Origin of the sequence: Roseovarius sp. EC-HK134 (assembly GCF_902498815.1) — a bacterium.
Classification (GTDB): Bacteria; Pseudomonadota; Alphaproteobacteria; order Rhodobacterales; family Rhodobacteraceae; genus Roseovarius; species Roseovarius mucosus_A.
In genome coordinates, this window is record NZ_LR701544.1 from 2,675,054 (window position 1) to 2,699,197 (window position 24,144).

The following is a 24,144-nucleotide window of genomic DNA, read 5'->3' on the forward strand; positions in this document are numbered from 1 at the left end:
TTTTGCCAGATGGTCCCCAGCGAGCAGTATCGCATGGAGACCAACATGAGCTATCACAGCCCCCTGACGACGAGCGCTGTCCAAAGTGCCTTTATCAGCAGCTACCTAGACGCGCTATCGCTGGTGGAGCGTTTGCACCGGCTTTTGCTGGATGTCATCAAGGACGAGTTCGAGCGCGTCGGCGTGCTGGAAATCAACGCGGTGCAGGCGCTGTTGCTGTTCAATATCGGTGACCACGAGGTGACAGCCGGTGAGCTGAAGACGCGCGGCTATTATCAGGGCAGCAATGTCAGTTACAACCTCAAGAAGCTGGTGGATATGGGCTATATGCACCACCAGCGTTGCGAGGCGGATCGCCGGTCTGTGCGGGTGCGTCTGACCGAAAAGGGGCGCACGATCCGCGATCTTGTCGGCGATCTTTTTGCGCGGCATGCCGAGGGGCTGGAGGGGCGCGGCGTGCTGGGCCCCGATGGGATTGATCAGATCACCGCCTCGTTGCGGCGGGTCGAGCGCTATTGGACCGATCAGATCCGCTATATTTATTGAGGTGGGGCGTGGGGCGTGGGATGGGGCAGGGCACCCAGCATGAGATCGTTGATTTCACGGTAGAGTTTGCGCGACATGGCGCGCTCGAAATCCTCGAACCCTTGGGCGATTTCGAGAAAGGCCCCCGGACCACGCAGCACCTCGCGGCGGTAGTATTGCGTGACCTGCTGATCATGCCCTTCGATGACCAGACCATTCACAGTGATGTTGTCAAAGGGGAAATGTTTGTAGGCCAGATCCGGGCCGAAGCCCTGATTGTTGACCCCGTCGCCCGAGACGTCGATCACCTGACGATCGCAGCGGGGGCCGCGCGCCATGAGCGCCGCCCCATAGCCCAACGCCGAGCCAAGGCCGGTGGGATAATCGCTGGTCGAGCGCTGCATGCCCGCAAGCACCGCCACCGCGCCGGTGATGTCGGCATCGTTGCGCAAGAACGTCCAATCGAGATGCAGCTTGTCCTGAAAGCGGCCGCTCCACTCGTAGACCGCCAGCGCCACATCGCCCGACCCGCCGCGCAGGATGGCCTCGCGGATGTCGGGCGCGTTCAGCGCCGAGGCAAGCCCGACCCGCTGCAGCCCATATTCCGCGTCATCGACCGAAGAGGACACATCAAGCGCGAGCACCAGCGCAAGGCGGCATGCACCCTGCGCCGGGGCCGCAAGGCTTGCGGCCAGAAGACAGGCCGCGAGCCTTACCAATGGCCGATATTCTCCATGCTGGCCCATGGCTCTGCCGGGGGCAGGGCGTCGCCCTCTTGCAAAAGCTCGACCGAGATATTGTCGGGGCTGCGCACAAAGGCCATGCGCCCGTCGCGCGGGGGGCGGTTGATGGTGACGCCATTGTCCATCAGGTGCTGGCAGAGGTCATAGATATTGCTGGTTGCATAGGCAAGATGGCCGAAATGCCGGCTGTCCGAGGGCAAGCCCTCGTCGCCATCCCAATTATAGGTCAGTTCGACCGGGCAGTCCTCTTGTCCTTCGGGGGCCATGAACACGAGCGTAAAGCGCCCGCCCTCATTATCCCAACGGCGGGTTTCCTTGAGCCCGAGAAGGGCAAAGAACTGTTGTGTCGCCTCAAGGTCTTTGACCCGGACCATCGTGTGCAGGTATTTGATGCGCATGGTCATCCTCCGTGATTGCAATGGGTTGGAGGATAGTGGCCCGCGCGCCGGTGTCGAGGGCAATCTGGGATGGGCTGGGCGCTAAAACTCGGACCGGATCCCGAGCGTGATCGAGGTTTCCTCGACATCGAAACGGCTGATGTTGGATTCGCTGCGTTCGGTGGTCACGGAGAGGGTGGGCACAAAGCCCATGTAGCCCCAGTCGTTGAACGTGGCCGTGACCCCACCGAACACCGAAGTGTCATCACGCCCGCCCGGCACGACGATGAACCCAACCTGATAGCTGGAATAATCCAACTGGCTGATGCCAAGCGAGAATTCGAGGTTTGCCGGGCCAAGGGCGCGGCCCATCTGATAGCTTGCGATACCGGTCCATTGATCCGAGGCGCGGTTGACGCCATTGCTGTCAGTGTCGCGATACTGCACCTGAAATCCGATCTGACCGCCCCCCGTCAGGTTGACGCCCAGACCGGCAAAGCCGGTGGCGACGGTGCTGTCGGCCCCGCGCGGGCTCTCGTAGAGTTGATCCTCGAAGCTGGCCCCGAAACTAAGCTGCAGGCGCGCGCCCAGGCGCTGATGCCGCGTGGCCCCGACCCGCGCAAAATCATAGAGCGGATCCCCCCCATACCAGACGCGCCCGCCGTCGAGGTCGAATTTCCAGGTCACGGCCTCGGATGTGCCGCGCAGATACTGGCTGAGGCCCAATTCAAGCACGGTTGAGGACAGATCATCACCGTTGAGCCCCGGCACCGGGTCTGAGATATCGACCCGCCGCGCGTTGACCCGGCCACGAAGCCGCGTCTCATGGGTCTCGCTCTTGCTTAGGCGATAGGAGAGGGCGGCCTGTGCGGTGGTGACAAAGCCCGAGAGCGCCTGTGCCGAGGGGCTGAGTGTGCCCACCACCGGCACGCCGTCGATCACATTGAGCGGGCTGTTGGCACCGTTGTTCACATTGTCTGAGGGCGTGGTGGAAAAGCGAAAGTCGAACCGCAGCGGATTGCGCGCGCGCACGTTCTGAAAGGCGGTGACGGTCTGGGCGCGGGCCACCTCATCGGGGGCGTGATCAACCGCGCGGCGCAGCCAGAATTGCGAGCCGGTGAATCTGTCATCGGCAAAGCTGAGCTGGGCCGCGAGATTGGCGGCCTGAAAGCGCTGCTCATCCGTTTTGGCGTGCCAATAGGCAAGAGCCGCTTTCTTTTCCGCCGCGCCATAGGCCTTGGCCTGCGAGAGTGCCAAAGCCTGATAATAATGCGCGCGGGGATTGCGGCGGTCGGCCTGCAAGAGGCCTTTGCTGAGGTCATAGGCCAAGCGAGGCTGGCCTGCGCCCAGCGCCTGAGCGGCCAAGGCGTCGGCCTGGGCGAGGGTGAGGTTGGCCGGCGTTGCCGCGCCAATCCCTGCCAGACCGAGCGTCGAGAGAAAGACCCCCGCGCGCAGCATGTGCCGGATATGACGCGGTCTGAGTGCGAAGCCTGTCTGCGCCTTGGTGTTCAGAGTTGCGGTCATCCCGCCGCCTCTAGCGATCAAGCACGAAGATTCCGGTTTCCAGTTCGTTGTTCAGTCCGAGCGGGTTGCCCGGCCCGTCGAATTCGTTGAGTTTGATCCCGCCAGCGACTTCTGTTGCGCCGGTGCCGCCAAATACGCCGGCGGAAGAACCAATACTGGTGCCGGTCACACGGTCGGCGGGAAAGGCGGATTGATCGTATTCAACCGTTCCACTGAACGTGCCGCCCTCGGTGATCTCTGCGTTGATCAGAACGAGCGACGGCAAATCAATCACGACGCCACCCGGTGTTTCGGAGAGGCGCCGGTTGATGATATTGCCCTCGATCTGGCGATCCCCGAAATTCGCGCGCAGCACCACATCGCCTTGGGTCGATGCGGCCTGGGTGGGGATCAGTTCCGGGGCAAGTCCGGCGGGGGGTGGCAGCAAGTCGCCCCCTTGGGAGTCAAGGTTGGTTATGCCAACATAGCGGCCAGTATAGACCACCTCGCCACTTGTCGGCTGGGTGTAACTGCCGGTTCTCTCAAAGAAGGCCCCAGTAAAGAAGCGGTTGCGCGGCCCGCCGGTGGCGGCAACCCCGGCAGTCACGGCACCCGAGGTCTGGCTTTGGGCGGCAAAGGCGGTGCTGTGGCGGGATGCGCCGTCTTGCTGGATTGTGTAGGCTTGATAGCCCGGCACGTCGAGCGCTGCGGCGCGGTTATAGGTAACCGGGTCAGTCGTGCCGTCAAAAGAAAGCCCTTCGACGGTCAGTGTCTGGGTCACGGGATCGAATGCGACCCCGGTTACATCCTGTGCGATTTCGGCCGGCACGCTGCTGCCCGCAGGGGGCGGTGTGGTGGTGTCGTCGTCTTCGCCTCGACCGTCGAACGGGTTGGACGATCCGCCACCCCCACAGCCGCCCAACAGGGCAGCGGCCATCAGGCCTGCCACGATGTATTTCATGATGAGACTGCCCTCAATATATGTTTATTGTTTGTTTTGCGGTCAGCCTCAGGCCATTGCATTTAAAAGTCAATTCCCGATACATCTGCGGATTGCAAAAACTGCTGTGCTGTGGCGCATGGGCAAACACCCGATATGGGCTTTGCGTGGGGGGTATCCCCAAGATATAGTGATCTCCGACTCGTTCTTGTGATGAAAGGCCTCGCCATGCCCCTCTCTCCTGACCAAAAGGCCGAAATCGACGCGCAGCGCGCTCAGAGCCATAGCACCCTGCGCGCCACGGCGGCGGGGATGGAACAGCATCTCTACACCGCCTATCCGGTGCTTGATCACGGCTTTGTCCGAGTGATCGACTATATGGGTGATGATGCCGCCATCGTGCAGGCGGCGCGCGTGAGTTATGGCGCGGGCACCAAACATGTGCAGAATGATGAGGGGCTCATTCGCTATCTCATGCGGCACTGGCATTCGACGCCGTTCGAGATGTGCGAATTGAAGCTGCATGTGAAACTGCCGGTATTCGTGGCGCGGCAGTGGATCCGGCATCGCACCGCCAATGTGAATGAGTATTCCGCGCGCTATTCGATATTGGATCGCGAGTTCTACATCCCCGCGCCCGATATGCTGGCGGCGCAATCGACCACCAACAATCAGGGGCGGGGGGCAGCGCTTGAGGGCGAGGAGGCGCAGCGCGTGTTGCGCATCCTGACCGAGGACGCGATGCGCTGCTATGACCATTACGAGGGCATGATTTCGCAGGAGGGCCAGCAGGGGCTGGCGCGGGAATTGGCGCGGATGAACCTGCCCGCCAATATCTATACGCAATGGTATTGGAAGGTGGATCTGCACAACCTTTTGCATTTCCTGCGCCTGCGGGCGGATGCCCATGCGCAATATGAAATCCGGGTCTATGCCGAGGAGATTTGCCGCCTTGTGGCAGATTGGGTGCCCTATGCCTATAAGGCGTTCGAGGATTACCGCATGGGGGGCGCGAATTTGTCTGCCCCCGCGCTGGAGTGCGTGCGGCGGATGCTGAAAGGCGAGGTCGTGACGCAAGAGACCTCGGGCATGAGCAAGGGGGAATGGCGGGAGTTTGAGGGGGTTATTGGTGGGTGATGCACCGGCAATTTCAGATGCTGAATTGTTGCTCTTAATTGACCGCATTGATCGTGAGTGCTTCCTAAAAGGAACGCCCCCTCACTCTCGCGGCTTACAAGTAACAATTCGAGTTTGTCGTGAATTAGGTGTTCAGGTTGTCTTGGGTCCAGGTCAGTCACCTTTTATGAAACGGATCTTAGCGCTACATCAGGGGTTATATCGGAAATCTGATATCTCCTATGGTGTTTACTCCGGTCTTACATGTCACATGGACATGTTCTTTCGTGTAAAGGTTCCGTTAATTTTTGGAACAGCTAGGTTTGATCTTTTTGATGCAACCGACATCACAGAACACCAACGAGCACGCTTGAGTAAGAATAGATTAGAGGAGGAAAAATTTATAGATGCCGCCGTGGACGTTTTCGACATTGGAGGTTGTCTGATGCCTTTTGATAAGTATTCCAAGCCTCAAGGCGAAGCTGGCGAGTATTACCAATTGTCAGCTCTGCACAATCAGGCCGCTGCGGCTACCGCGATAGGAGCATATGATTTTAGGGGCGCAATTCAGTCGGCACTTTTATGCGCTGAGTTAGCGATGAAGTCAGCGCTATTAATGCTCGGACAAAACAGGGAATTTATAAAGAATTCGATTGGTCATAGGCTTGAAAAAGCATTGCCGTACCTTGAATCCGATGGTCGGTTCAATGTGCCGGAAATGAAAGAAAGACTAGACAAATTGCCAGATTTTGTGATGAGCCGATATATTAGTGAACGGCGAACACGCTTTGAAATAGGTGAGATCGTATTATCCGCACAGCGTATCTTGGCAATAGTTGCCAGAGGTCATTCCCAACACTCGATGAGAAATTGCAAAAGCACGTAGCAAGCCGTAGCTTGGAATGGTCCATATTCATTGCGCACCGTTCCGCCAGAGGGACCACATGCGCGGGGTCGGGGGTTTGCGCCGGTGCCATTGGTGCGCAATGAATGCGCACCCTACGGGGCGAGTGCGGTGGAGCGCATAAAGGCGCGGGTCATGGCCAATCGGCGGGGCCGTCGCGGTGGATCGAGGAATAGGGCCAAGCCTCGGGATGCGCGGCCAAGCCATGTTTGACCGGGTTGATCCAGCAATAGCGGATTGCGGCGGTTTTGTCCGCTTCGCTGCGGAGATGATGTTCCCAGAACCGCCGCTGCCAGATGCCATGTTCGCGCCGGGCTGCGTGGCTGGGGCGGCGCGGTGTGGGGGGCATGGCGCGCGAGAACCGGGCTTTGATCACGCTCCAGCGGGTCGAGAAATCCCTATCACCGTCCGGCAGGGTCCAGACACAGTGCATATGGTCGGGCAGCACAACCCAAGCGTCAATGGCGAAGGGCCGTTCGGCTTTGGTGCGCCGGACCGCCGCGCGCAAAGCTGCGATTTCGCGGGTGAGCAGCTGTGAGTGTCGGTTGGCGAGCGTCACGGTGAAAAAGACGCAGGCCCCGGCAATCTGGGGGCGGATGTAATTGGACATGGCTTCAGAGAACCATGGCAGGGTTAAGAAATCGTTGCTGGCCTTGGGAGGGGGCGGTGCCGAGGCCCCGGAGCGCCGCGCCAGCAAGCCTCAGCCCCCCGCCCCTTAAGTGGCGTGCCAGTCGAGCGGGAATCCGGGGTCAAAGACGGTGACGGGCCCGTCGGCGGTATCGATCTTTTGGGGGTATGTGACCGGATCGCCTTTGGTCAGGGTCAGCGTGGTCTCATTGGCGGGCAGGCCATAGAAGGCAGGGCCGTTGAGCGATGTGAAGGCCTCAAGCTGCGCAAGCGCGCCCTCTTCTTCGAACACATGCGCAAGGATGGACATCGTGTTGGTGGCGGTGAAACAGCCCGCGCAGCCACAGGCGCTTTCCTTGAGCGGGTCGATATGCGGCGCGCTGTCGGTGCCCAGGAAAAAGCGCGCATCGCCAGAGGTCGCGGCGGCGCGCAGGGCTAGGCGGTGCTCTTCGCGCTTGGCCACGGGCAGGCAGTAGTAATGCGGCTTGATCCCGCCCACGAGGATATGGTTGCGGTTGATCACAAGGTGATGGGTGGTGATCGTGGCCCCAAGATCGCGGTCATGGGCGCGCACATAGTCCACGCCATTGGCGGTGGTGATATGTTCCATCACCACGCGCAAACCGGGGGTGGCACGGCGCACAGGATCGAGCACACGGTCGATAAAGACCGCCTCACGGTCAAAGATGTCAACGCTGGGGTCGGTCACCTCGCCATGCACGCAGAGCGGCAGGCCGATTTCGGCCATTTTCTCGAGCACGGCGCGCACTTTGTCAAAATCGCGTACACCGCTTGCGGAATTGGTGGTGGCACCGGCGGGGTAAAGTTTGACCGCCGTCACAAGCCCGCTGGCATGGGCGGCGGCCACATCCTCGGGGTCGGTGTTTTCGGTGAGGTAAAGGGTCATCAGCGGGGTGAACTCCGCGCCCTCGGGCATCGCGGCCATGATCCGCGCGCGGTAGGCGGCGGCATCCTGCGCCGTGACCACTGGCGGCACCAGATTGGGCATCACGATGGCGCGGGCGAAATGGCGCGTGGTTTCAGGCAGGACGGCGCGCAGCATCGCGCCATCGCGCAGATGCAGGTGCCAATCGTCAGGGCGGCGGAGGGTCAGGATCTGGCTCATGCGCTTGCGCATACACAATCGCGCGGGCCAAGACCAGAGGCGGATCAGAGGGTGTTAGTCGTCTGATTGGTCTGTCTGCTGGCCTTTGGTCTGCACATGCTTGAGCGCGCGCCGGAAGCGCGGGCCGCCGACGCCGCGGCCAATGGCGTTGCGGCAATGCAGGACGGTCAGGGCATCGCGTTCGTCCGCCATGAGCCGTTGCAGCACATTGGCGAGATAGGGCGTATCCTCGCGCCGTTTGCGGTAGAGCTGCGCAAGGCTGAGCCGCGTCAGGCGGTTGGCGCTGACTTGGGCCAGCAGGCGGAACAGCACGCCCATGCGCAGCAGCGCCGGTTCGATCTGATACCCCAGATAACGGGTGCGGAATTTCATCACATTGGAGCGGGTGAAGAGGGCGGCATGCATGGCGTCCAGCTCGACCTCGGGATCGTAGATCAACACGGCAGAGGCCGCGGCATCCAGCATGTCAGGAGCATAGCCGTAGCGGTCGCAGAACGAGACCCGCCGCATGCGCAGGAATCGGTCGTCCCATTCGGCGACGCGCGGATCGAGCGTGGCTTGGGGGCTGAGCATGACGACCTTGGCGCCGGGGGCCGCGACCGAAAAGGCCGCCGCCGCATAGCCGCAGGGGCCTGCACCGTAAAAGATTACCTGTTCGAAATCGTCAAAGAAGCCATCGTCGATCAGCCGGTCGAAATACCCATAGACCCGCTTGTCGCGAAACCATGTGTCGCGCTCGCTGATGAGGCAGAGATGCGACCAGCCCAACGCCTTGGTCAGGGCCCAGCCCAGCGGCTGCGCCTGCGGCGAGAGCGTGGGCAGGCGATGAAACGCCTCGAAAGACACAAGCAGCGTGGGCTTGCGTTCGATCAGCACGGCGGCGTGTTTCTCGCCCAGACGTTCGGCATAGCCATCCTCACCCGCAAGCTCGTTGGCGCGCTCGCACCAGGCGGCCCAATCCAGACCGGAGAGGTCGGCGTCAAAGATGTCGGCATTGTCCTGCATGGTCGCTCTTGTCCTCGGTCGTAGCGGCACCGTTCGAATGCGGGCCTGTTGAGACGGATCATGCCGGTGAAATCAGGCAAAACTTTGGAGAAACCATGGGTATTCCGGGGGCGGGGCATCCAGGCCCTACCATAGCCGCCCTTGACCCGCCGGGGGTTGCGATGCAGTTCTGGTGCAAGCGAGGGCGACGGGAGGCGACAACGTGCAAAAACCCACATCCATTGACGCGGTGCAAAGTCTTTTGGCCGGGCAGGATTATGTCTGTGGCCGGGCCTTGGGCACGGTGACCTATCTGGCGCTGACGCTCGGTCGCCCGCTCTTTCTGGAAGGGGAGGCCGGCACCGGCAAGACCGAGATCGCCAAGGCGCTGGCACGGGCGTTGGGGCGGCGATTGATCCGGTTGCAATGCTACGAGGGGTTGGACGCGGCAAGCGCGGTTTATGAGTGGAATTTCACCGGGCAGATGATCGCCATCCGCGCCGCCGAGGCATCGGGGGGCGTGGACCGCAGCCATCTGAAGGACGAGCTTTTCACGCAAGAGTTCCTGATCGAGCGTCCGCTCTTGCAGGCGATGCGCCCACAACCGGGTGGCGCGCCGGTGTTGCTGATTGATGAAATAGACCGCACAGATGAGCCGTTCGAGGCATTTTTGCTGGAAGCGCTCAGTGATTTTCAGGTGACGATTCCAGAGCTTGGCACGATCCATGCGCCGGAGCCGCCGATTGTTATCCTGACGTCCAACCGGACCCGCGAGGTGCATGATGCGCTCAAGCGGCGCTGTCTGTACCACTGGGTCGACTATCCGACCTTTGATCGCGAGATCGAGATTTTGCAGGCCCGCGCGCCCGAGGCCGCAGAGGTTCTGAGCCGCGAGATCGTGGCCTTTGTGCAGCGGTTGCGCACCGAGGACCTGTTCAAGAAGCCGGGTGTGGCGGAAACGATTGACTGGGCCAAATGCCTGCTAGCGCTGGATGTGATCAGCTTAAGCCCCGAGGTGATCGCCGATACGCTGGGCGCGATTTTGAAATATCAGGACGATATCGCAAAATTGCAGGGCTCCGAGGCCAAGCGCCTGCTGGATGAAGTGCGGGCGGGGTTGGAGCCGACGTGATGTTTCAGCTGGCTCAAAATACCTCGGGGGTGTGGGGGCAGCGCCCCCACGTCGCGCCATGACCGACTATGCGCCGCTTGACCTGCCGGACGACCCGAAACTCACGCATAACATCACGCATTTCGCGCGGGCCTTGCGGGCGGCGGGGGTGCCGGTTGGCCCCGGGCGGGTGATTGACGCAATCCGGGCGGTGGCGATGGCGGGCTTTTCCAGCCGGATTGATTTCTTTTACACGCTGCGCGCCTGTCTGGTGACGCGACCCGAGCATCTGCTTGTTTTTGCGCAGATTTTTCGCCTCTACTGGCGTGATCCGCGCTATGTGGAACATATGATGGCGATGATGCTGCCCGCCATTCGCGGCGTGCAGGAGGACCGTAGCGCGCAGGCGGCCGAAAAGCGCGCGGCAGAGGCGCTGTTGGATGGGGTGATGCGGGATGCCCCCCAAATCGACGAGCGCGACGACGACGAGGTCAAGATCGAGATCGACGCCACGGCCACGATGTCGGGCGAGGAACGGTTGCGGCGGCTTGATTTCGAACAGATGAGCACGGCGGAAATGGCGCAGGCCAAGCGCATGTTGGCGCGGCTTACACTGCCGGTGAAGCCCTTTGCCTCGCGGCGGGGTATGGCGGCGCAGAGCGGCGCGCGGCTGGATGCGCGGCGCACGCTGCGTGCGGGGCTGCGCCATGGCGGAGAATTGCGCCGCTTGCATTGGCAAAAGCCGCGCGAGCGCTGGCCCAATCTTGTGGTGCTTTGCGATATTTCAGGTTCCATGAGCCAATACAGCCGGATGGTTTTGCATTTTCTTCATGCTGTCGCCAATACCAAGGGGGCGGGCTGGGCGCGGGTGCATGCCTTTACCTTTGGCACGCGGTTGACCAATATCACCCGGCAACTGGCAACGCGGGATGTGGATGCGGCCCTTGCTGCCGCTGGAAAACAGGCGCAGGATTGGGAGGGCGGAACCCGGATTGGGGCCTGTCTGCATGCGTTCAATCGCGATTGGTCGCGGCGGGTGATGGGGCAAGGCGCGGTGGTGCTTTTGATCACCGATGGGTTGGATCGCGACGCGCCCGAGGCGCTGAGCCACGAGATGGAGCGGCTGCATCTCTCGGCGCGGCGGCTTATCTGGCTCAATCCGCTGCTGCGCTGGGAGGGGTTCGCGCCCAAGGCCCAAGGGATCAAGGCAATGTTGCCGCATGTCGATGCGTTCCGGGCGGGCCATTCCATCGCCACGTTGGAGGAACTGGCCGAGGCCATTTCGCGCCGCGACGACAGTGGGGAAAAGGCACGGCTGATGGCGGCGATGCAAGGGAGATGAGCAAGATGGACCGTTTTGACGATATCCCGGAGACAGCCCTTGCCTGGCATCGGGCGGGCAAGGGGGCGGCCTTGGCCACGGTGGTCGAGGCCTGGGGCAGCGCGCCGCGCCGGGTGGGCAGCCAATTGGCGATTTCTGGCGCGGGCGAGATTGCCGGGTCGGTTTCGGGGGGCTGTGTCGAGGGGGCGGTTGTGCTCGAGGCGGTGGAGGCCATCGAGACGGGCAAGCCGGTGCTCTTGGACTATGGCGTATCGGATGGCGATGCCTTTGCCGTGGGGCTGGCCTGTGGCGGCACCATCCGGGTGTTGGTGGAGCCCATCGGATCGGTGATGCCCGAGGCGCTGCTGAGCGATCTGGTTCTGGCGCGGGATGCCCGCGTGCCGGTGGCCTATGTCACCGGGCCCGATGGGCGGCGGCTGGAGCGCGAGGGGCATGACGCGCGGTTTCGCATGGACCGCTCTGGCTTTGAGGAGGATGGCGCAACCTTCGTGGCCATTCACAACCCGCCCCTGCGCCTGATCATCGTCGGGGCGGTGCATATTGCCCAAGCGCTGGTGCCGATGGCGCGGATTGCGGGCTATGATCCGCTGCTGATTGATCCGCGCGAGAGTTTTGGGTCTCAGACGCGGTTTCCGGGCGAGACGGTGGTGCAGGACTGGCCCGATGAGGGGGTGCGCGCCTTTGGTCTGGATGCGCGCAGCGCGCTGGTGCTGTTGACGCATGATCCCAAGCTGGATGATCCGGCGCTGGTCGAGGCGCTGCGTTCGGAGGTGTTTTACATCGGCGCGCTGGGATCGACCCGCACCCATGCCAAGCGGGTGGCGCGGTTGCAGGAGGCGGGATTTTCAGAGGCGGAGATTGCGCGCATTCATGGCCCCATCGGTCTGGATATCGGGGCGGCGGGCCCATCGGAAATCGCGGTGAGCATCCTTGCCGAAATGACGCGCGTGTTGAGGAAAGGCGCATGAAATTTGGCCCCGTGCCGCTGGACCGGGCCGAAGGGGCGATTCTTGCGCATTCCGAACAGGTGGGGACGGGGCGGTTGCGCAAAGGGGCTGTGCTTGACGCCGATCAGATCGCGGCGTTGCGCGCGGCGGGGTATCGGGCGGTCACAGTAGCAATGCTGGACCCCGAGGACATGCATGAAAATGACGCGGCGGCGGCATTGGCGGCGGCTTTGGCTGAGGGGGCCGAGGCGATGACGTGCAGCGCGCCCTTTACAGGCCGGGTCAATCTGATTGCGGGGCGGCCCGGTGTGGTCTGTCTTGATGTGGCGGCGATCCATGCCGCCAATGCGGTTGATCCGATGATCACCGTGGCCACCGTGGTGCCGCATCATCAGATCCACGAAGGCGGTATGATCGCGACGGTCAAGATCATCGCCTACGGCGTGCCAAGGGCGGCGCTGGAACGCGCGGCCGAGGCGGCGCGGGGCGCGGTGCGGCTGGCGGTGGCACAGTATCGCACGGCAAGCCTGATCATTACAGATGTCCCCGGCGGGCCGGGGGACAAGGGGCGCGATGCGATTGCGGCGCGTGTCACCGGGCTGGGCATGGAGATGGTGGACACGCTGATCTGCCCGCATGACGAGGCGGCGCTGGCGGCGGCGATCACCCGCGCCAAGGGCGAGATCGTGCTGATTCTGACCGCTTCGGCCACGTCGGACCCGTTTGACACCGCCCCGCAGGCGCTGCGCGCTGCGGGCGGAGAGGTGGAGCGGTTTGGCATGCCGGTGGACCCCGGCAATCTGCTTTTTCTGGGGCGCTTGGGGGCGCGGCCTGTTATTGGCCTGCCCGGATCGGCGCGCAGCCCGGTGCTGCACGGCGCTGATTGGGTTTTGGCGCGGGTGGCCTGCGGTCTGCCCTGCGGAGCGGCAGAGATTGCGGCGATGGGCGTCGGCGGCTTGCTCAAGGAAATTCCCACCCGGCCCCAGCCGCGCCGGGGCGGGCGTGGCTGAGGGGTAAGAAACCGGGTTCTCAAGGGGCAAGAGGCATGCTTTAGTCGCACTGGACAGCGGGGCCTTTCCTACTAAGGTCTCATGAGGAGACGGACAATTCAAACCGGGAGGAGCCAATGCCTGAGGTCAAAATGACCGTGAATGGCAAGCCAGCGTCGGGCCAGATCGAGGGCCGCACGCTTCTTGTCGAATTTCTGAGAGAGACCCTTGGCCTGACAGGCACGCATGTGGGCTGTGACACCAGCCAATGTGGCGCCTGCGTGGTGCATGTGGATGGCAAAGCCGTGAAATCCTGCACGATGTTTGCCGCCGAGGCCGAAGGTGCCGAGATCAAGACCATCGAAGGCATGGCCGAGCCGGATGGCACGCTGCATCCGATTCAGCAGGCGTTTCAGGATCATCACGGCTTGCAATGCGGGTTCTGCACGCCCGGTATGGTGATGTCGGCGGCGGCGCTCTTGGCAGAGAACCCGACACCAAGTGAGTCTGAGGTGCGCGATTACCTCGAGGGCAATCTTTGCCGCTGCACGGGCTATCACAATATCGTCAAGGCGATTTTGGCGGCCAGTGGTCAGGACGTGAGCCGGATCGCTGCGGAATAAGGCGTATTAGGGGGCGCTGCCCCCGCGCCTGCGGCGCACCCTCGGAGTATTGGGGGAATGATGAAAGCGCTGCGGGTTTGATGGGGGAAACCCCGCATCATTCAGGGAGGAGAATGTCATGCCAAAAGACGGCGGCATTGGCGCCAGCACCAAGCGGCGCGAGGATATCCGGTTTCTGACCGGGAATGGCAATTACACCGATGACATCAATCTGCGGGGTCAGGCCTATGTGCATTTCCTGCGCTCGGATGTGGCGCATGGGCGGCTGAACAAGGTCGACACGCGCACGGCAGAGAGCATGCCGGGGGTGTTGCGGATTTTCACCGGCGCGGATTTCGAAGGCGTGGGCGGGCTGCCCTGTGGCTGGCAGGTCACCGACCGGTTTGGCGAGGTCATGCAAGAGCCGGGGCATCCGGTGCTGGCGCGCGGCAAGGTGCGCCATGTCGGCGATCCGATTGCCGCCGTGGTGGCCGAGACCTATGCGCAGGCGCGCGATGCCGCCGAGGCGATTGAACTCGACATCGAGGAATTGCCGGCGGTTGTGGACATGAAGAAGGCGCTGGAGGCGGGCGCGCCGCTGGTGCATGACGAGTTGAAGAACAACCTCTGCTATGACTGGGGGTTTGTCGAAGAGAACAAAGGCGCGGTGGATGAGGCCTTTGCCAAGGCGGCGCATGTGACCACGCTGGAACTGATCAACAACCGGCTGGTGGCCAATCCGATGGAACCGCGTGTGGCGGTGGGCGATTTCAACCGCTCAACGGGCGATTCGACGCTTTACACCACCAGTCAGAATCCGCATGTGATCCGTTTGCTGATGGGGGCCTTTGTGCTGGGCATCCCCGAGCACAAGCTGCGCGTGGTGGCGCCTGATGTGGGTGGTGGATTCGGATCCAAGATCTTTCACTATGCGGAAGAGGCGTTTTGCACCTTTGCGGCCAAGGCGCTCAACCGACCGGTGAAATGGACCAGTTCGCGGTCCGAGGCCTTCATGACCGATGCCCATGGGCGCGATCACGTGACCAAGATCGAATTGGCGCTGGATGCCGAGAACAACTTTACCGCTGTTCGCACCGATACTTATGCGAATATGGGGGCGTATCTGAGCACCTTTGCGCCCTCGGTGCCCACCTGGCTGCATGGCACGCTGATGGCGGGGAATTACCGCACGCCGTTGATCTATGTGAACGTCAAGGCGGTGTTCACCAACACGGTGCCGGTGGATGCCTATCGTGGCGCGGGCCGCCCCGAGGCGACCTATCAATTGGAGCGGGTGATCGACAAGGCGGCGCGGGAATTGGGGGTTGATCCCATCGCGCTGCGTCGTCAGAACTTTATCACCCAGTTCCCCTATGCCACGCCCGTGGCGGTGGAATATGACACCGGCGATTACCATGCCACGATGGACAAGCTGGAAGAGATCGCGGATTTCGGTGGTTTCGAGGCGCGGCGTGAGGCAAGTGCCGCCAAGGGCAAGCTGCGCGGTCTGGGCATCAATTGCTATATCGAGGCCTGCGGCATCGCGCCCTCGAACCTTGTCGGGCAATTGGGCGCGCGTGCGGGTCTTTACGAGAGTGCGACGGTGCGGGTGAATGCCACCGGCGGTCTGGTGGTGATGACCGGCAGCCATAGCCACGGGCAGGGGCACGAGACCTCTTTCGCGCAGGTGGTGGCCGAGATGATCGGCATTGACGCCAATATGGTCGAGATCGTGCATGGCGACACCGCCAATACGCCGATGGGCATGGGCACTTACGGGTCGCGGTCCATCGCGGTTGGTGGCTCGGCGATGGTGCGTGCGACCGAAAAGATCATCAACAAGGCCAAGAAGATCGCGGCGCATCTGATGGAGGCCTCGGAGGCCGATATCGAGCTGAAAGATGGCAAGTTCAGTGTTGCGGGCACGGATAAATCGGTGGCCTGGGGCGATGTGACCCTCGCCGCTTATGTGCCGCATAACTATCCGCTGGCGGATATCGAGCCAGGTTTGGAAGAGACGGCGTTTTATGATCCGTCGAATTTCACCTATCCCTCGGGGGCCTATGCCTGTGAGGTTGAGGTGGACCCGGACACAGGGAAAGTCACGATCGAGCGCTTTGCCGCCGCGGACGATTTTGGCAATATCATCAATCCGATGATCGTGTCGGGGCAGGTGCATGGCGGCATTGGTCAAGGGATTGGTCAGGCCTTGCTGGAATCCTGCGTCTATGACGAGAACGGTCAACTTCAGACGGGCAGCTACATGGATTATGCCATGCCGCGCGCCGATGATGTGCCGTTCTATCAGGTGGATCATTCCTGTCAGACGCCCTGCACGCACAACCCCTTGGGTGTGAAGGGCTGTGGCGAGGCCGGGGCGATTGGCAGCCCGCCTGCGGTGGTCAATGCGGTGATTGATGCGCTGCAACGGTCGGGGCGGAACATCACCCATATTGATATGCCGCTGTCGCCGTCGCGCGTCTGGCAAGCGATGCAAGGGTAAGGAGAGCGATCATGTATGCATTCGATATCGAACGTCCCGCTACCATCGCTGATGCCATTGCGGCGCTGGGCACAGAAGAGGCACAGGCGCTGGGTGGGGGGCAAACCCTGATCCCGACGCTGAAGCAACGGCTGGCGGCACCTGCCAAGCTGGTGTGCCTGTCGGCGATCAAAGAGATGCAGGGGATTTGCACCGCTGATGATGGCGCGCTTTGCATCGGTGGGGGCACCACCCATGCCGAAGTGGCAGCCGGGGCCGGGGCCTATCCGGCGCTGGCGGGGCTGGCGGGGCATATCGGTGATCCGGCGGTGCGCAATCGCGGGACCATCGGCGGGAGCCTTGCCAATAACGACCCCTCTGCCTGTTATCCGGCGGCGGTGCTCGGGTCGGGGGCGACGGTGATCACCTCCAACCGGACCATTGCGGCGGATGACTATTTTCAAGGCATGTTCACCACGGCCCTTGAGGATGGCGAGATCATCACCGAAGTGCGCTTTCCTGTGCCGGAAAAGGCCAGCTATCAAAAGTTCGAGCAACCGGCCTCGCGCTTTGCGCTCGTGGGGGTGTTTGTTGCCAAATACGCCGGGGGTGTGCGTGTCGCCGTGACGGGCGCGTCGGAAGAAGGTGTGTTCCGCTGGGCCGAGGCCGAGGCGGCGCTGTCGGGCAATTTTTCGCCCGAGGCGTTGGAGGGGCTGACCCTGTCGGGGGATGGTATGATCTCGGACCTGCATGGGTCGGGGGCATACCGCGCGCATCTGGTTGGTGTGATGACGCGGCGGGCGGTTGCGGCGGCGCACTGAGCGCTGTTAGACTGCGGTGAGGTTTGAAATGGCGGGTCTCGGGACCCGCCATTTTCATGAGGGACAGGGGACGACATGCAAGAAATCGACAATCCGTGGCGCGGTGAGGGATTGCCTGAGACGGTTCTGACCGGCGCACCATGGCCAAGCGTGGATGTGGGCGCGGGGCAAGCACTTTTGGGGCGGTGCCCGGCAGCGGCGGAAACGCCGCTGGTGCCTGTAACGGGATTTGCGCCAAAGGTCTGGGCCAAGGATGAGCGTGGGCGCATGGGGCTGGGCAGTTTCAAGGCGCTGGGGGCGGCCTATGTGATTGCCCATGAGGCGGCAGAAACCGGGGCCGAGGATATGAGCCACGCACTGGCGGGGCGCACCTATGTGACGGCGAGTGCGGGCAATCACGGCATGTCGGTTGCGGCAGGGGCGCGGCTATTCGGGGCGCGGGCGGTGATCTATCTGGCGGAAACCGTGCCCGAGGGGTTTGCCGCGCGACTGCGTGCCAAGGGCGCCGAGGTGGTGCGCGAGGGGCAAGAGTACGAGGCCAGTATGGTCGCGGCGGGGCGCGCGGCGATGGACAACGACTGGACGCTATTGTCGGACAGTTCCTGGCCCGGCTATCTTGATTTGCCGCATCGGTTGATGGAGGGATATCTGGCCATGGCTGACGAGGCCGCGCGCCAGATGCCGGAAGTGCCTACGCATATTCTGTTGCAGGCGGGGGTAGGCGGGCTGGCGGGGGCTTGCGCGGCATGGTTTCGGCAGGTCTGGGGCGATGCGCCCCGGATCATCGTGGTGGAACCTGACCGCGCGCCAGCCCTTTACGAGAGCATTCGCGCGGGACGCGCCCTAGAGACAAGCGGGCCGGTGTCCAACATGGGGCGGCTTGATTGCAAGGTGCCATCACTGATCGCGCTCAAGGGATTGGCGCGGGATGCGGATGCGTTCGTGACGATCACGGATGACGAGGCCGAGGGGGTGCTTGAGGGGTTGGCGGCACAGGGGCTGGCGACGACGCCTTCGGGGGCGGCTGGAGTGGCGGCGATTGCGGGGCTGGCGCTTGGTGCGGGCGCGCGGGTGCTTTGTATTCTCAGCGAAGGTCCAGAGGCGTGAGGCGCGGGTTCGCGCCGGCAGAGTTCAAGGCGCGGCTGCGCGCGGCGCAAGCAGGCATGGCCGAGATAGGGCTGGGCGCGCTTTTGCTGACAACCGAGCCGGAAATCCGGTATTTCACCGGCTATCTGACCCGGTTCTGGGAAAGCCCAAGCCGCCCTTGGTTTCTAATCCTGCCTGCGTCGGGTGATCCGGTGGCGGTTATCCCTACGATTGGCGCGGCCCTGATGGGGCGGACATGGGTGCGCGATATTCGCACATGGGCGGCCCCGGACCCCGAAGATGATGGCGTATCGCTCTTGGCCGAGACGCTGCGCGAGATTGGCGGGCCGGTGGGGGTGCCCTCTGGCCCTGAGAGCCACTTGCGCATGCCTTTGGCGGAGTTTGAGCGGGTCAAGCGCGCGAGCGGGTTGGTGTTTCGTGACGAGGCCGGGATTGTTGCGGGGCTGCGGGCCATCAAATCCGAGGCCGAAATCGTCAAGATCGCGCATATTTGCGATATTGCGGGGCGGGCCTTTGACCGGGTGGGGGAGATTGCGCAACCGGGCGTGCCATTAAGCGCGGTGTTTCGCGATTTTCAGCGGCTCTTGCTGGAAAAAGGCGCAGATTGGGTGCCCTATATTGCCGGAGGCGCGGGCCCGATGGGCTATGCGGATGTGATTTCGCCCGCCGGAGAGACACATCTGGCGGCGGGCGATGTGCTGATGCTGGATACGGGCGCGGTCTGGGATGGCTATTTTTGCGACTATGATCGCAACTTTGCCATTGGCCATGCCACGGCAGAGCAAAGTGCGGCGCATGCGCGGTTGATCGAGGCGACAGAGGCCGGGGAAGAGGCGGCGCGCGCAGGCGCGACCGCCTTTGACGTCTGGCAGGCGATGGCGCGGATCACCGGGGCGGATGAACGCTCGGGGCGATTGGGCCATGGTTTGGGGATGCAATTGACCGAAGGCCTGTCGCTTACGGCCAAGGATCACACGGTGCTGAGGCCCGGCATGGTGATCACGCTAGAGCCGGGGGTAGAGGTCGCGCCGGGGATGATCATGGTGCATGAGGAAAACATCGTGATCCGCGAGGGACGGGCGCAGCGGCTTTCCCGGTTTGCACCGCCCAACCTGCCGGTGATCTGAGCGGGCTGGATCTGAGCGGTCTGCCCGAAAATCCGGCAGCGCGAAAAAAAAGGCCGAGCACTAAGCTCGGCCGAAGTCCAACAGGGAGGTATGAGGGTGACTGCCTTGCGGCTATCACCGTCACGATTGGCAAATAAGGGTGCAGTTCTGTCCAATCAAGATGAAATTTGCCGCAGGTGCAGCATGCCCGCTATGCGGTTTGCGCATGGCTTAAACCAAGCCTGCTTGAAACCTTAGCTAACTGCCTGTTCCTTAACCGTTTTGCGGTAGGAGATGATTTCGTCTTGCACGAAATCCCGAAAGGCGGCGATCCGCTTGGAATGGCGCAGCTCTTCTGGATAGGCGAGAAATACCGGCACTTCGACGGATTGGACCTCTGGCAGGACGCGGACAAGCTGCGGAAAATCGCGGATCAGGTAATCGGGCAAAACGCCGATGCCGAGATCATTCAGCACACCCTGCAACACCCCAAAGTAGTTGTTGACCGTCAGCAAAGACGAGATGTCGTTGGTCATCAGCTCGTTGACCAGCATCGCGCCCGCGCCCACCTGCGCCGAACGTGGGTTTTGGCAGATCAGGCGATGCGCGCTCATGTCTTCTAGCGAGGAAGGTTCACCATGGGCGTCAAGATACGATTGCGTTGCATAGAGGCACATATGCACGCTCATCAACCGCTTGCGGATGAGGTCGGCCTGAGACGGTTCTTTCATGCGAATGGCAACATCGGCCTCACGCATTGGCAGGTCGAGCACGCGTTCTTCAAGCATGAGGTCAATCTTGAGGTCGGGATATTTTTCGTAGAGTTTGGGCAGGCGCGGGGCCAGCCAAAGCGTGCCGAAACCGGTGGTGGTGGTGACGCGCAGATCACCGAACACTTCTTCTTCGCTGTCACGAATGCGGGCGGTGGCGGCGTCCAAGCGTTTCATCATCGCGCGGGTCGCATCGAACAGCAATTCGCCTTGTTCCGTGAGAATCAGTCCGCGTGCATGACGGTGAAACAGCGTAGCGTTGAGCGATTCCTCAAGGGCGCGCACCTGCCGACTGACGGCGGATTGCGACAGGTGTAGCTGCTCTCCGGCATGGGTGAGACTGCCCGCGTCTGCAACGGCATGAAAGATTCTGAGCTTGTCCCAATCCATAACTTTCACTTTCTTAGGAAACTGGCACCGATAACGTAATAGCAGATAATCATCCATCACTTATAGGACAGCTGCGACATTTTCACAAAAATCTACTTGGTAGGTCATAATTTGTGACCTAATATTGCCCTATATTGAGGCATGGCCCTCAACCAAGGGAGGCACGCTATGACCACGCAAAAGGTGACGCTGAACGACCGTTTCGATCTGGAAAAATCGCCGGTTCTTTTGAACGGAACGCAGGCGCTGGTGCGGCTGATGCTGATGCAGGCAGCGCGCGACCGGGCTGCGGGATTGAACACCGCAGGCTATGTGACAGGCTATCGCGGTTCGCCGCTTGGGGCTGTGGATCAACAGATGCTGCGGGCAGAAAAGGTGCTGCGCGCGGCTGAGGTGCGGTTCGAGGAAGGGCTGAACGAAGATCTGGCGGCGACTGCGCTCTGGGGATCGCAGCAGGCGGAATTGCGTGGCGAAGGCAAATATGACGGTGTTTTTGGCCTTTGGTATGGCAAGGGGCCGGGGGTGGACCGCTCTGGCGATGTGATGCGGCACGCCAATATGGCGGGCACCTCAAAGCATGGCGGCGTTCTGATGGCGATGGGCGACGACCATACCGGCGAATCCTCGACCGTGCTGCATCAAAGCGAATGGGCGCTGGTTGATGCCTATATGCCCGTGGTCAGCCCGGCGGGGGTGCAGGAGATTCTGGATTATGGCATTTACGGCTATGCGCTCAGCCGCTTTGCCGGGGTCTGGGTGGGTCTCAAGACGATGAAGGATACGGTCGAGGCGACATCGGTTGTGGATGGCCGACCGGACCGGGTGCAGCTTGTGACGCCCGATTTGCCGATGCCAGAGGGCGGGCTGAACATTCGCCTGATCGACACGCCGCATGCGCAAGAAACGCGGATGATTGATTTCAAACGCTTTGCCGCCGAGGCGTTTTCGCGTGCCAATGGCATGGACAAGCGCATGTTGGGCAAAGCGGGGGCCAAGATCGGTTTTGTCGCGGCGGGCAAGAACTGGCTTGATCTGGTGCATGCGCTCGATCTTTTGGGGGTTGATGCGGCAGAGGCGGAACGCTTGGGGATCACGACCTACAAGGTGGGGCAGGTCTTTCCGCTCGACATGCAGGGGTTTCATGACTGGGCCGAGGGGCTCGACCTGATCGTGGTGGTCGAGGAAAAGCGCAAGCTGATCGAGGTGCAGATCAAAGAGGCGATTTTTGACGACCGGCGCGGGCGGCGCGTCTATGGCTGGTACAAGGGTGGCGCAGGTGGCATGCACCGCGAAGAGCTGTTCCCGACGCGCGGCGCGCTTGATCCCATTTGGATCGCGGAAAAGCTGGGCGGTATCCTGATCGAAGAGGGGCGCGGCACGGACCGGATCAAGGCCGGGCTGGAGGCGCTGAGCGAGGCGCGGCGCAATGACAACGCGGCCGAGATTGCAACCCGTCTGCCCTATTTCTGTTCGGGCTGCCCGCATAACACCTCGACCCGGTTGCCCGAAGGCGCGCGCGCTTATGCCGGGATCGGCTGTCACTACATGGTGCAGTGGATGGACCGCGAGACGACCGGCTTTACCCATATGGGCGGCGAGGGGGCAAATTGGATCGGCGAGGCGCCGTTTTCGACGCGCAAACATGTGTTCCAGAACCTTGGCGACGGCACCTATAACCATTCGGGCGTGCAGGCCATTCGCGCGGCTTTGGCCGCGGGCACGACGATCACCTATAAGATCCTTTACAACGATGCCGTGGCGATGACCGGCGGGCAACCTAATGAAGGCGGGTTGAACGCCCCGCGTATTGCCGCCGAACTGCGCGCCATGGGGGTGCAACATCTGGCTGTCGTCTATGACGAAAAAGAGGATGTTGACCTTAAGTCTTTCCCGCAAGGCGTTGAATTTTCAGAGCGATCTGATCTTATGGCGGTGCAGGAGCGATTGGCGGACATCGAGGGGGTGAGTGTCATCCTTTATATTCAGACCTGCGCCGCTGAAAAACGCCGCCGCCGCAAGCGGGGCAAGTTTCCTGATCCGGATCGTCGCGTGTTCATCAATACCGATGTCTGCGAGGGCTGCGGTGATTGCGGGGTGCAATCGAATTGCGTTTCGATTGTGCCGGTGGAAACCGAACTGGGCCGCAAGCGGGCGATTGATCAATCGAGCTGCAACAAGGATTTTTCCTGCCTCAAGGGGTTTTGCCCGTCGTTCGTAACGGTGGAAGGCGCGAAGATCCGCAAAGACAGCACCGCCGAAGTGACCCTGCCCAAGATGCCAGCCCCCGCGCTGCCCGCGATTGACGGCACCTATAACGTGGTCATCACCGGGGTGGGTGGCACCGGGGTTGTGACCATCGGCGCGGTGATGGCGCAGGCGGCGCAGATTGATGGCAAGGGGGCGGGCATGATGGAAATGGCCGGTCTCGCGCAAAAGGGCGGGGCGGTGCATATCCATTGTCGGCTGGCCGAAAATCCCGGTGATATCAGCGCCATTCGCGTGGCGACGGGCGAATGCGATGCGCTGATTGGTGGCGATCTGGTGGTCTCTGCCGGGGCCAAGACGCTGGGGTTGACGCGGGCGGGCCGCACCGGGGCAGTGGTGAACAGCCACGAGATCATCACCGGTGATTTTACCCGCAACACGGAATTCACCCTGCCTGCCGACCGGTTGCGTCTGGCGCTAGAGGCGCGGTTGCGTGACGCGGTGCAGATGTTCGACGCCTCGGATCTGGCCAAGGCCGTGATGGGGGATTCGATCTATTCCAACATGATGATCTTTGGCGCGGCGTGGCAGCGGGGTTTGATCCCGCTCAGCCATGAAGCCATCACCGAGGCCATTCGCCTGAATGGGGCGGCGGTGGATGCAAATCTGCGGGCGTTTGAGGTGGGCCGTTGGGCGGCGCTCTATCCGGCGGAGGTGGAAAAGCTGTTGACGCCCAAGGTGGTCGCCAAGCCAAAAACGCTGGCAGAGCGGATCGATTATCGCGTGGCGCATCTGACCGCCTATCAAAGCAAGCGTTTGGCGCGGCGGTATCTGCGCCTGCTTGATGGGATCACCGATGAGGGGGTCAAGGACGCGGTGGCGCAAGGCTATCACAAGCTTTTGGCCTATAAGGACGAATACGAGGTGGCGCGGCTGCATCTGGAGACGGCGCAAAAGGCGCGCGCCGAATTTGGTGGCGATTTCACGCTGAAATTCCACCTTGCCCCGCCGATGTTGTCCAAGATGGGCAGCGACGGGCGACCGAAGAAGCGCGAATTCGGTTCCGGCATCCTGCGGGCCTTTGGCGTATTGGCGCGGCTCAAGGGGCTGCGCGGCACGCCGCTTGATCCTTTTGGCCGCACCGCAGAGCGGCGGATGGAGCGGGCTTTGATTGTGCAATACGAGCTTGATATGGCCGAGGCTCTGCCCAAGCTGACGGCGCAGACCCGGGACGCGATCATAGCGCTGGCGCTTTTGCCCTTGTCGATCCGGGGGTTTGGCCCGGTCAAGGAGGGTAACGCCGCCAAGGCCGCAACCCGGCGCACAGAGCTATTGGCGGTCATCCGATCGGGCGGAACGGAAATGGCACAGGCTGCAGAATAGGTGTCACGATAATGTCACGTGATCTGGTCACGTCTGTCGCATAA

21 protein-coding genes are annotated in these 24,144 nt (G+C 62.0%); 13 read left to right on the plus strand and 8 right to left on the minus strand.

The features are described 5' to 3' along the window. The first annotated feature begins 33 nt into the window (after positions 1-33). On the plus strand, positions 34-546 hold the full coding sequence (locus tag GC127_RS16895; RefSeq protein WP_151979080.1) for a MarR family winged helix-turn-helix transcriptional regulator: 513 nt from the start codon (positions 34-36) through the stop codon (positions 544-546). Here the strand turns inward: GC127_RS16895 and GC127_RS16900 are convergent. The 4 genes from GC127_RS16900 to GC127_RS16915 form a co-directional block, all read right to left on the minus strand. Continuing rightward, positions 540-1,271, minus strand: coding sequence for a DUF1194 domain-containing protein (locus GC127_RS16900; RefSeq protein ID WP_151979081.1), 732 nt, complete (start codon positions 1,269-1,271; stop codon positions 540-542). The genes GC127_RS16895 and GC127_RS16900 overlap by 7 nt on opposite strands. Continuing rightward, positions 1,238-1,666 (minus strand): VOC family protein, encoded by a 429-nt coding sequence (locus GC127_RS16905; RefSeq protein WP_008282253.1) that lies wholly within the window; start codon positions 1,664-1,666, stop codon positions 1,238-1,240. The genes GC127_RS16900 and GC127_RS16905 overlap by 34 nt, the downstream gene beginning before the upstream one ends. Positions 1,667-1,747: 81 nt before the next feature. Continuing rightward, positions 1,748-3,169, minus strand: a complete 1,422-nt coding sequence (locus GC127_RS16910) for a hypothetical protein (RefSeq protein ID WP_151979082.1) — start codon at positions 3,167-3,169, stop codon at positions 1,748-1,750. A gap of 10 nt (positions 3,170-3,179) precedes the next feature. Further along, positions 3,180-4,109, minus strand: coding sequence for a transferrin-binding protein-like solute binding protein (locus tag GC127_RS16915; protein ID WP_151979083.1), 930 nt, complete (start codon positions 4,107-4,109; stop codon positions 3,180-3,182). Positions 4,110-4,316: 207 nt separating this feature from the next. Here GC127_RS16915 and thyX point away from each other — a divergent pair, with 207 nt between their 5' ends. Continuing rightward, a complete protein-coding gene (gene thyX / locus GC127_RS16920) occupies positions 4,317-5,225 on the plus strand; it encodes an FAD-dependent thymidylate synthase (protein WP_151979084.1) in 909 nt (302 codons plus the stop codon). Then, positions 5,218-6,090, plus strand: coding sequence for a hypothetical protein (locus GC127_RS16925; RefSeq protein ID WP_151979085.1), 873 nt, complete (start codon positions 5,218-5,220; stop codon positions 6,088-6,090). Before thyX ends, GC127_RS16925 begins: the two co-directional genes overlap by 8 nt. A gap of 151 nt (positions 6,091-6,241) precedes the next feature. On the opposite strand, the gene GC127_RS16930 is transcribed toward GC127_RS16925, so the two are convergent. From GC127_RS16930 to GC127_RS16940, 3 genes are read right to left on the minus strand one after another with little or no spacing between them, the layout of a single operon-like run. Next, entirely contained in the window at positions 6,242-6,805 is a 564-nt protein-coding gene (locus GC127_RS16930; RefSeq protein WP_254700151.1) for a transposase, read from the minus strand. A gap of 18 nt (positions 6,806-6,823) precedes the next feature. Beyond that, positions 6,824-7,861 (minus strand): dihydroorotase, encoded by a 1,038-nt coding sequence (pyrC, locus tag GC127_RS16935; RefSeq protein WP_081508530.1) that lies wholly within the window; start codon positions 7,859-7,861, stop codon positions 6,824-6,826. Between the two features lie 54 nt (positions 7,862-7,915). After that, complete coding sequence (locus tag GC127_RS16940) at positions 7,916-8,866, minus strand: phosphoadenosine phosphosulfate reductase (protein ID WP_151979086.1); 951 nt, start codon at positions 8,864-8,866, stop codon at positions 7,916-7,918. Between the two features lie 202 nt (positions 8,867-9,068). Between GC127_RS16940 and GC127_RS16945 the strand changes: the two genes are divergently transcribed. From GC127_RS16945 to GC127_RS16985, 9 genes are all read left to right on the plus strand, one after another. Continuing rightward, on the plus strand, positions 9,069-9,977 hold the full coding sequence (locus tag GC127_RS16945; RefSeq protein WP_151979087.1) for a MoxR family ATPase: 909 nt from the start codon (positions 9,069-9,071) through the stop codon (positions 9,975-9,977). Positions 9,978-10,035: 58 nt separating this feature from the next. Then, positions 10,036-11,298 (plus strand): VWA domain-containing protein, encoded by a 1,263-nt coding sequence (locus GC127_RS16950; protein WP_151979088.1) that lies wholly within the window; start codon positions 10,036-10,038, stop codon positions 11,296-11,298. A gap of 5 nt (positions 11,299-11,303) precedes the next feature. Next, positions 11,304-12,266 (plus strand): XdhC family protein, encoded by a 963-nt coding sequence (locus GC127_RS16955; protein WP_254700824.1) that lies wholly within the window; start codon positions 11,304-11,306, stop codon positions 12,264-12,266. Next, entirely contained in the window at positions 12,263-13,255 is a 993-nt protein-coding gene (locus tag GC127_RS16960; RefSeq protein ID WP_151979090.1) for a molybdopterin-binding protein, read from the plus strand. Before GC127_RS16955 ends, GC127_RS16960 begins: the two co-directional genes overlap by 4 nt. Before the next feature lie 116 nt (positions 13,256-13,371). Next, positions 13,372-13,857, plus strand: a complete 486-nt coding sequence (locus GC127_RS16965) for a (2Fe-2S)-binding protein (RefSeq protein ID WP_008283199.1) — start codon at positions 13,372-13,374, stop codon at positions 13,855-13,857. 118 nt (positions 13,858-13,975) lie between these two features. Beyond that, positions 13,976-16,339, plus strand: coding sequence for a xanthine dehydrogenase family protein molybdopterin-binding subunit (locus GC127_RS16970; RefSeq protein ID WP_008283197.1), 2,364 nt, complete (start codon positions 13,976-13,978; stop codon positions 16,337-16,339). Positions 16,340-16,350: 11 nt separating this feature from the next. Beyond that, on the plus strand, positions 16,351-17,139 hold the full coding sequence (locus GC127_RS16975) for a xanthine dehydrogenase family protein subunit M (protein WP_151979091.1): 789 nt from the start codon (positions 16,351-16,353) through the stop codon (positions 17,137-17,139). 75 nt (positions 17,140-17,214) lie between these two features. Continuing rightward, positions 17,215-18,246 (plus strand): pyridoxal-phosphate dependent enzyme, encoded by a 1,032-nt coding sequence (locus GC127_RS16980; RefSeq protein WP_151979092.1) that lies wholly within the window; start codon positions 17,215-17,217, stop codon positions 18,244-18,246. After that, a complete protein-coding gene (locus GC127_RS16985) occupies positions 18,243-19,373 on the plus strand; it encodes a Xaa-Pro peptidase family protein (protein WP_151979093.1) in 1,131 nt (376 codons plus the stop codon). The genes GC127_RS16980 and GC127_RS16985 overlap by 4 nt, the downstream gene beginning before the upstream one ends. Positions 19,374-19,606: 233 nt before the next feature. Here GC127_RS16985 and GC127_RS16990 read toward each other — a convergent pair whose 3' ends face one another. Next, complete coding sequence (locus tag GC127_RS16990; protein WP_008283192.1) at positions 19,607-20,512, minus strand: LysR family transcriptional regulator; 906 nt, start codon at positions 20,510-20,512, stop codon at positions 19,607-19,609. 168 nt (positions 20,513-20,680) lie between these two features. Between GC127_RS16990 and GC127_RS16995 the strand changes: the two genes are divergently transcribed. Then, complete coding sequence (locus GC127_RS16995; RefSeq protein WP_151979094.1) at positions 20,681-24,100, plus strand: indolepyruvate ferredoxin oxidoreductase family protein; 3,420 nt, start codon at positions 20,681-20,683, stop codon at positions 24,098-24,100. The last annotated feature ends 44 nt before the right edge of the window (positions 24,101-24,144 follow it).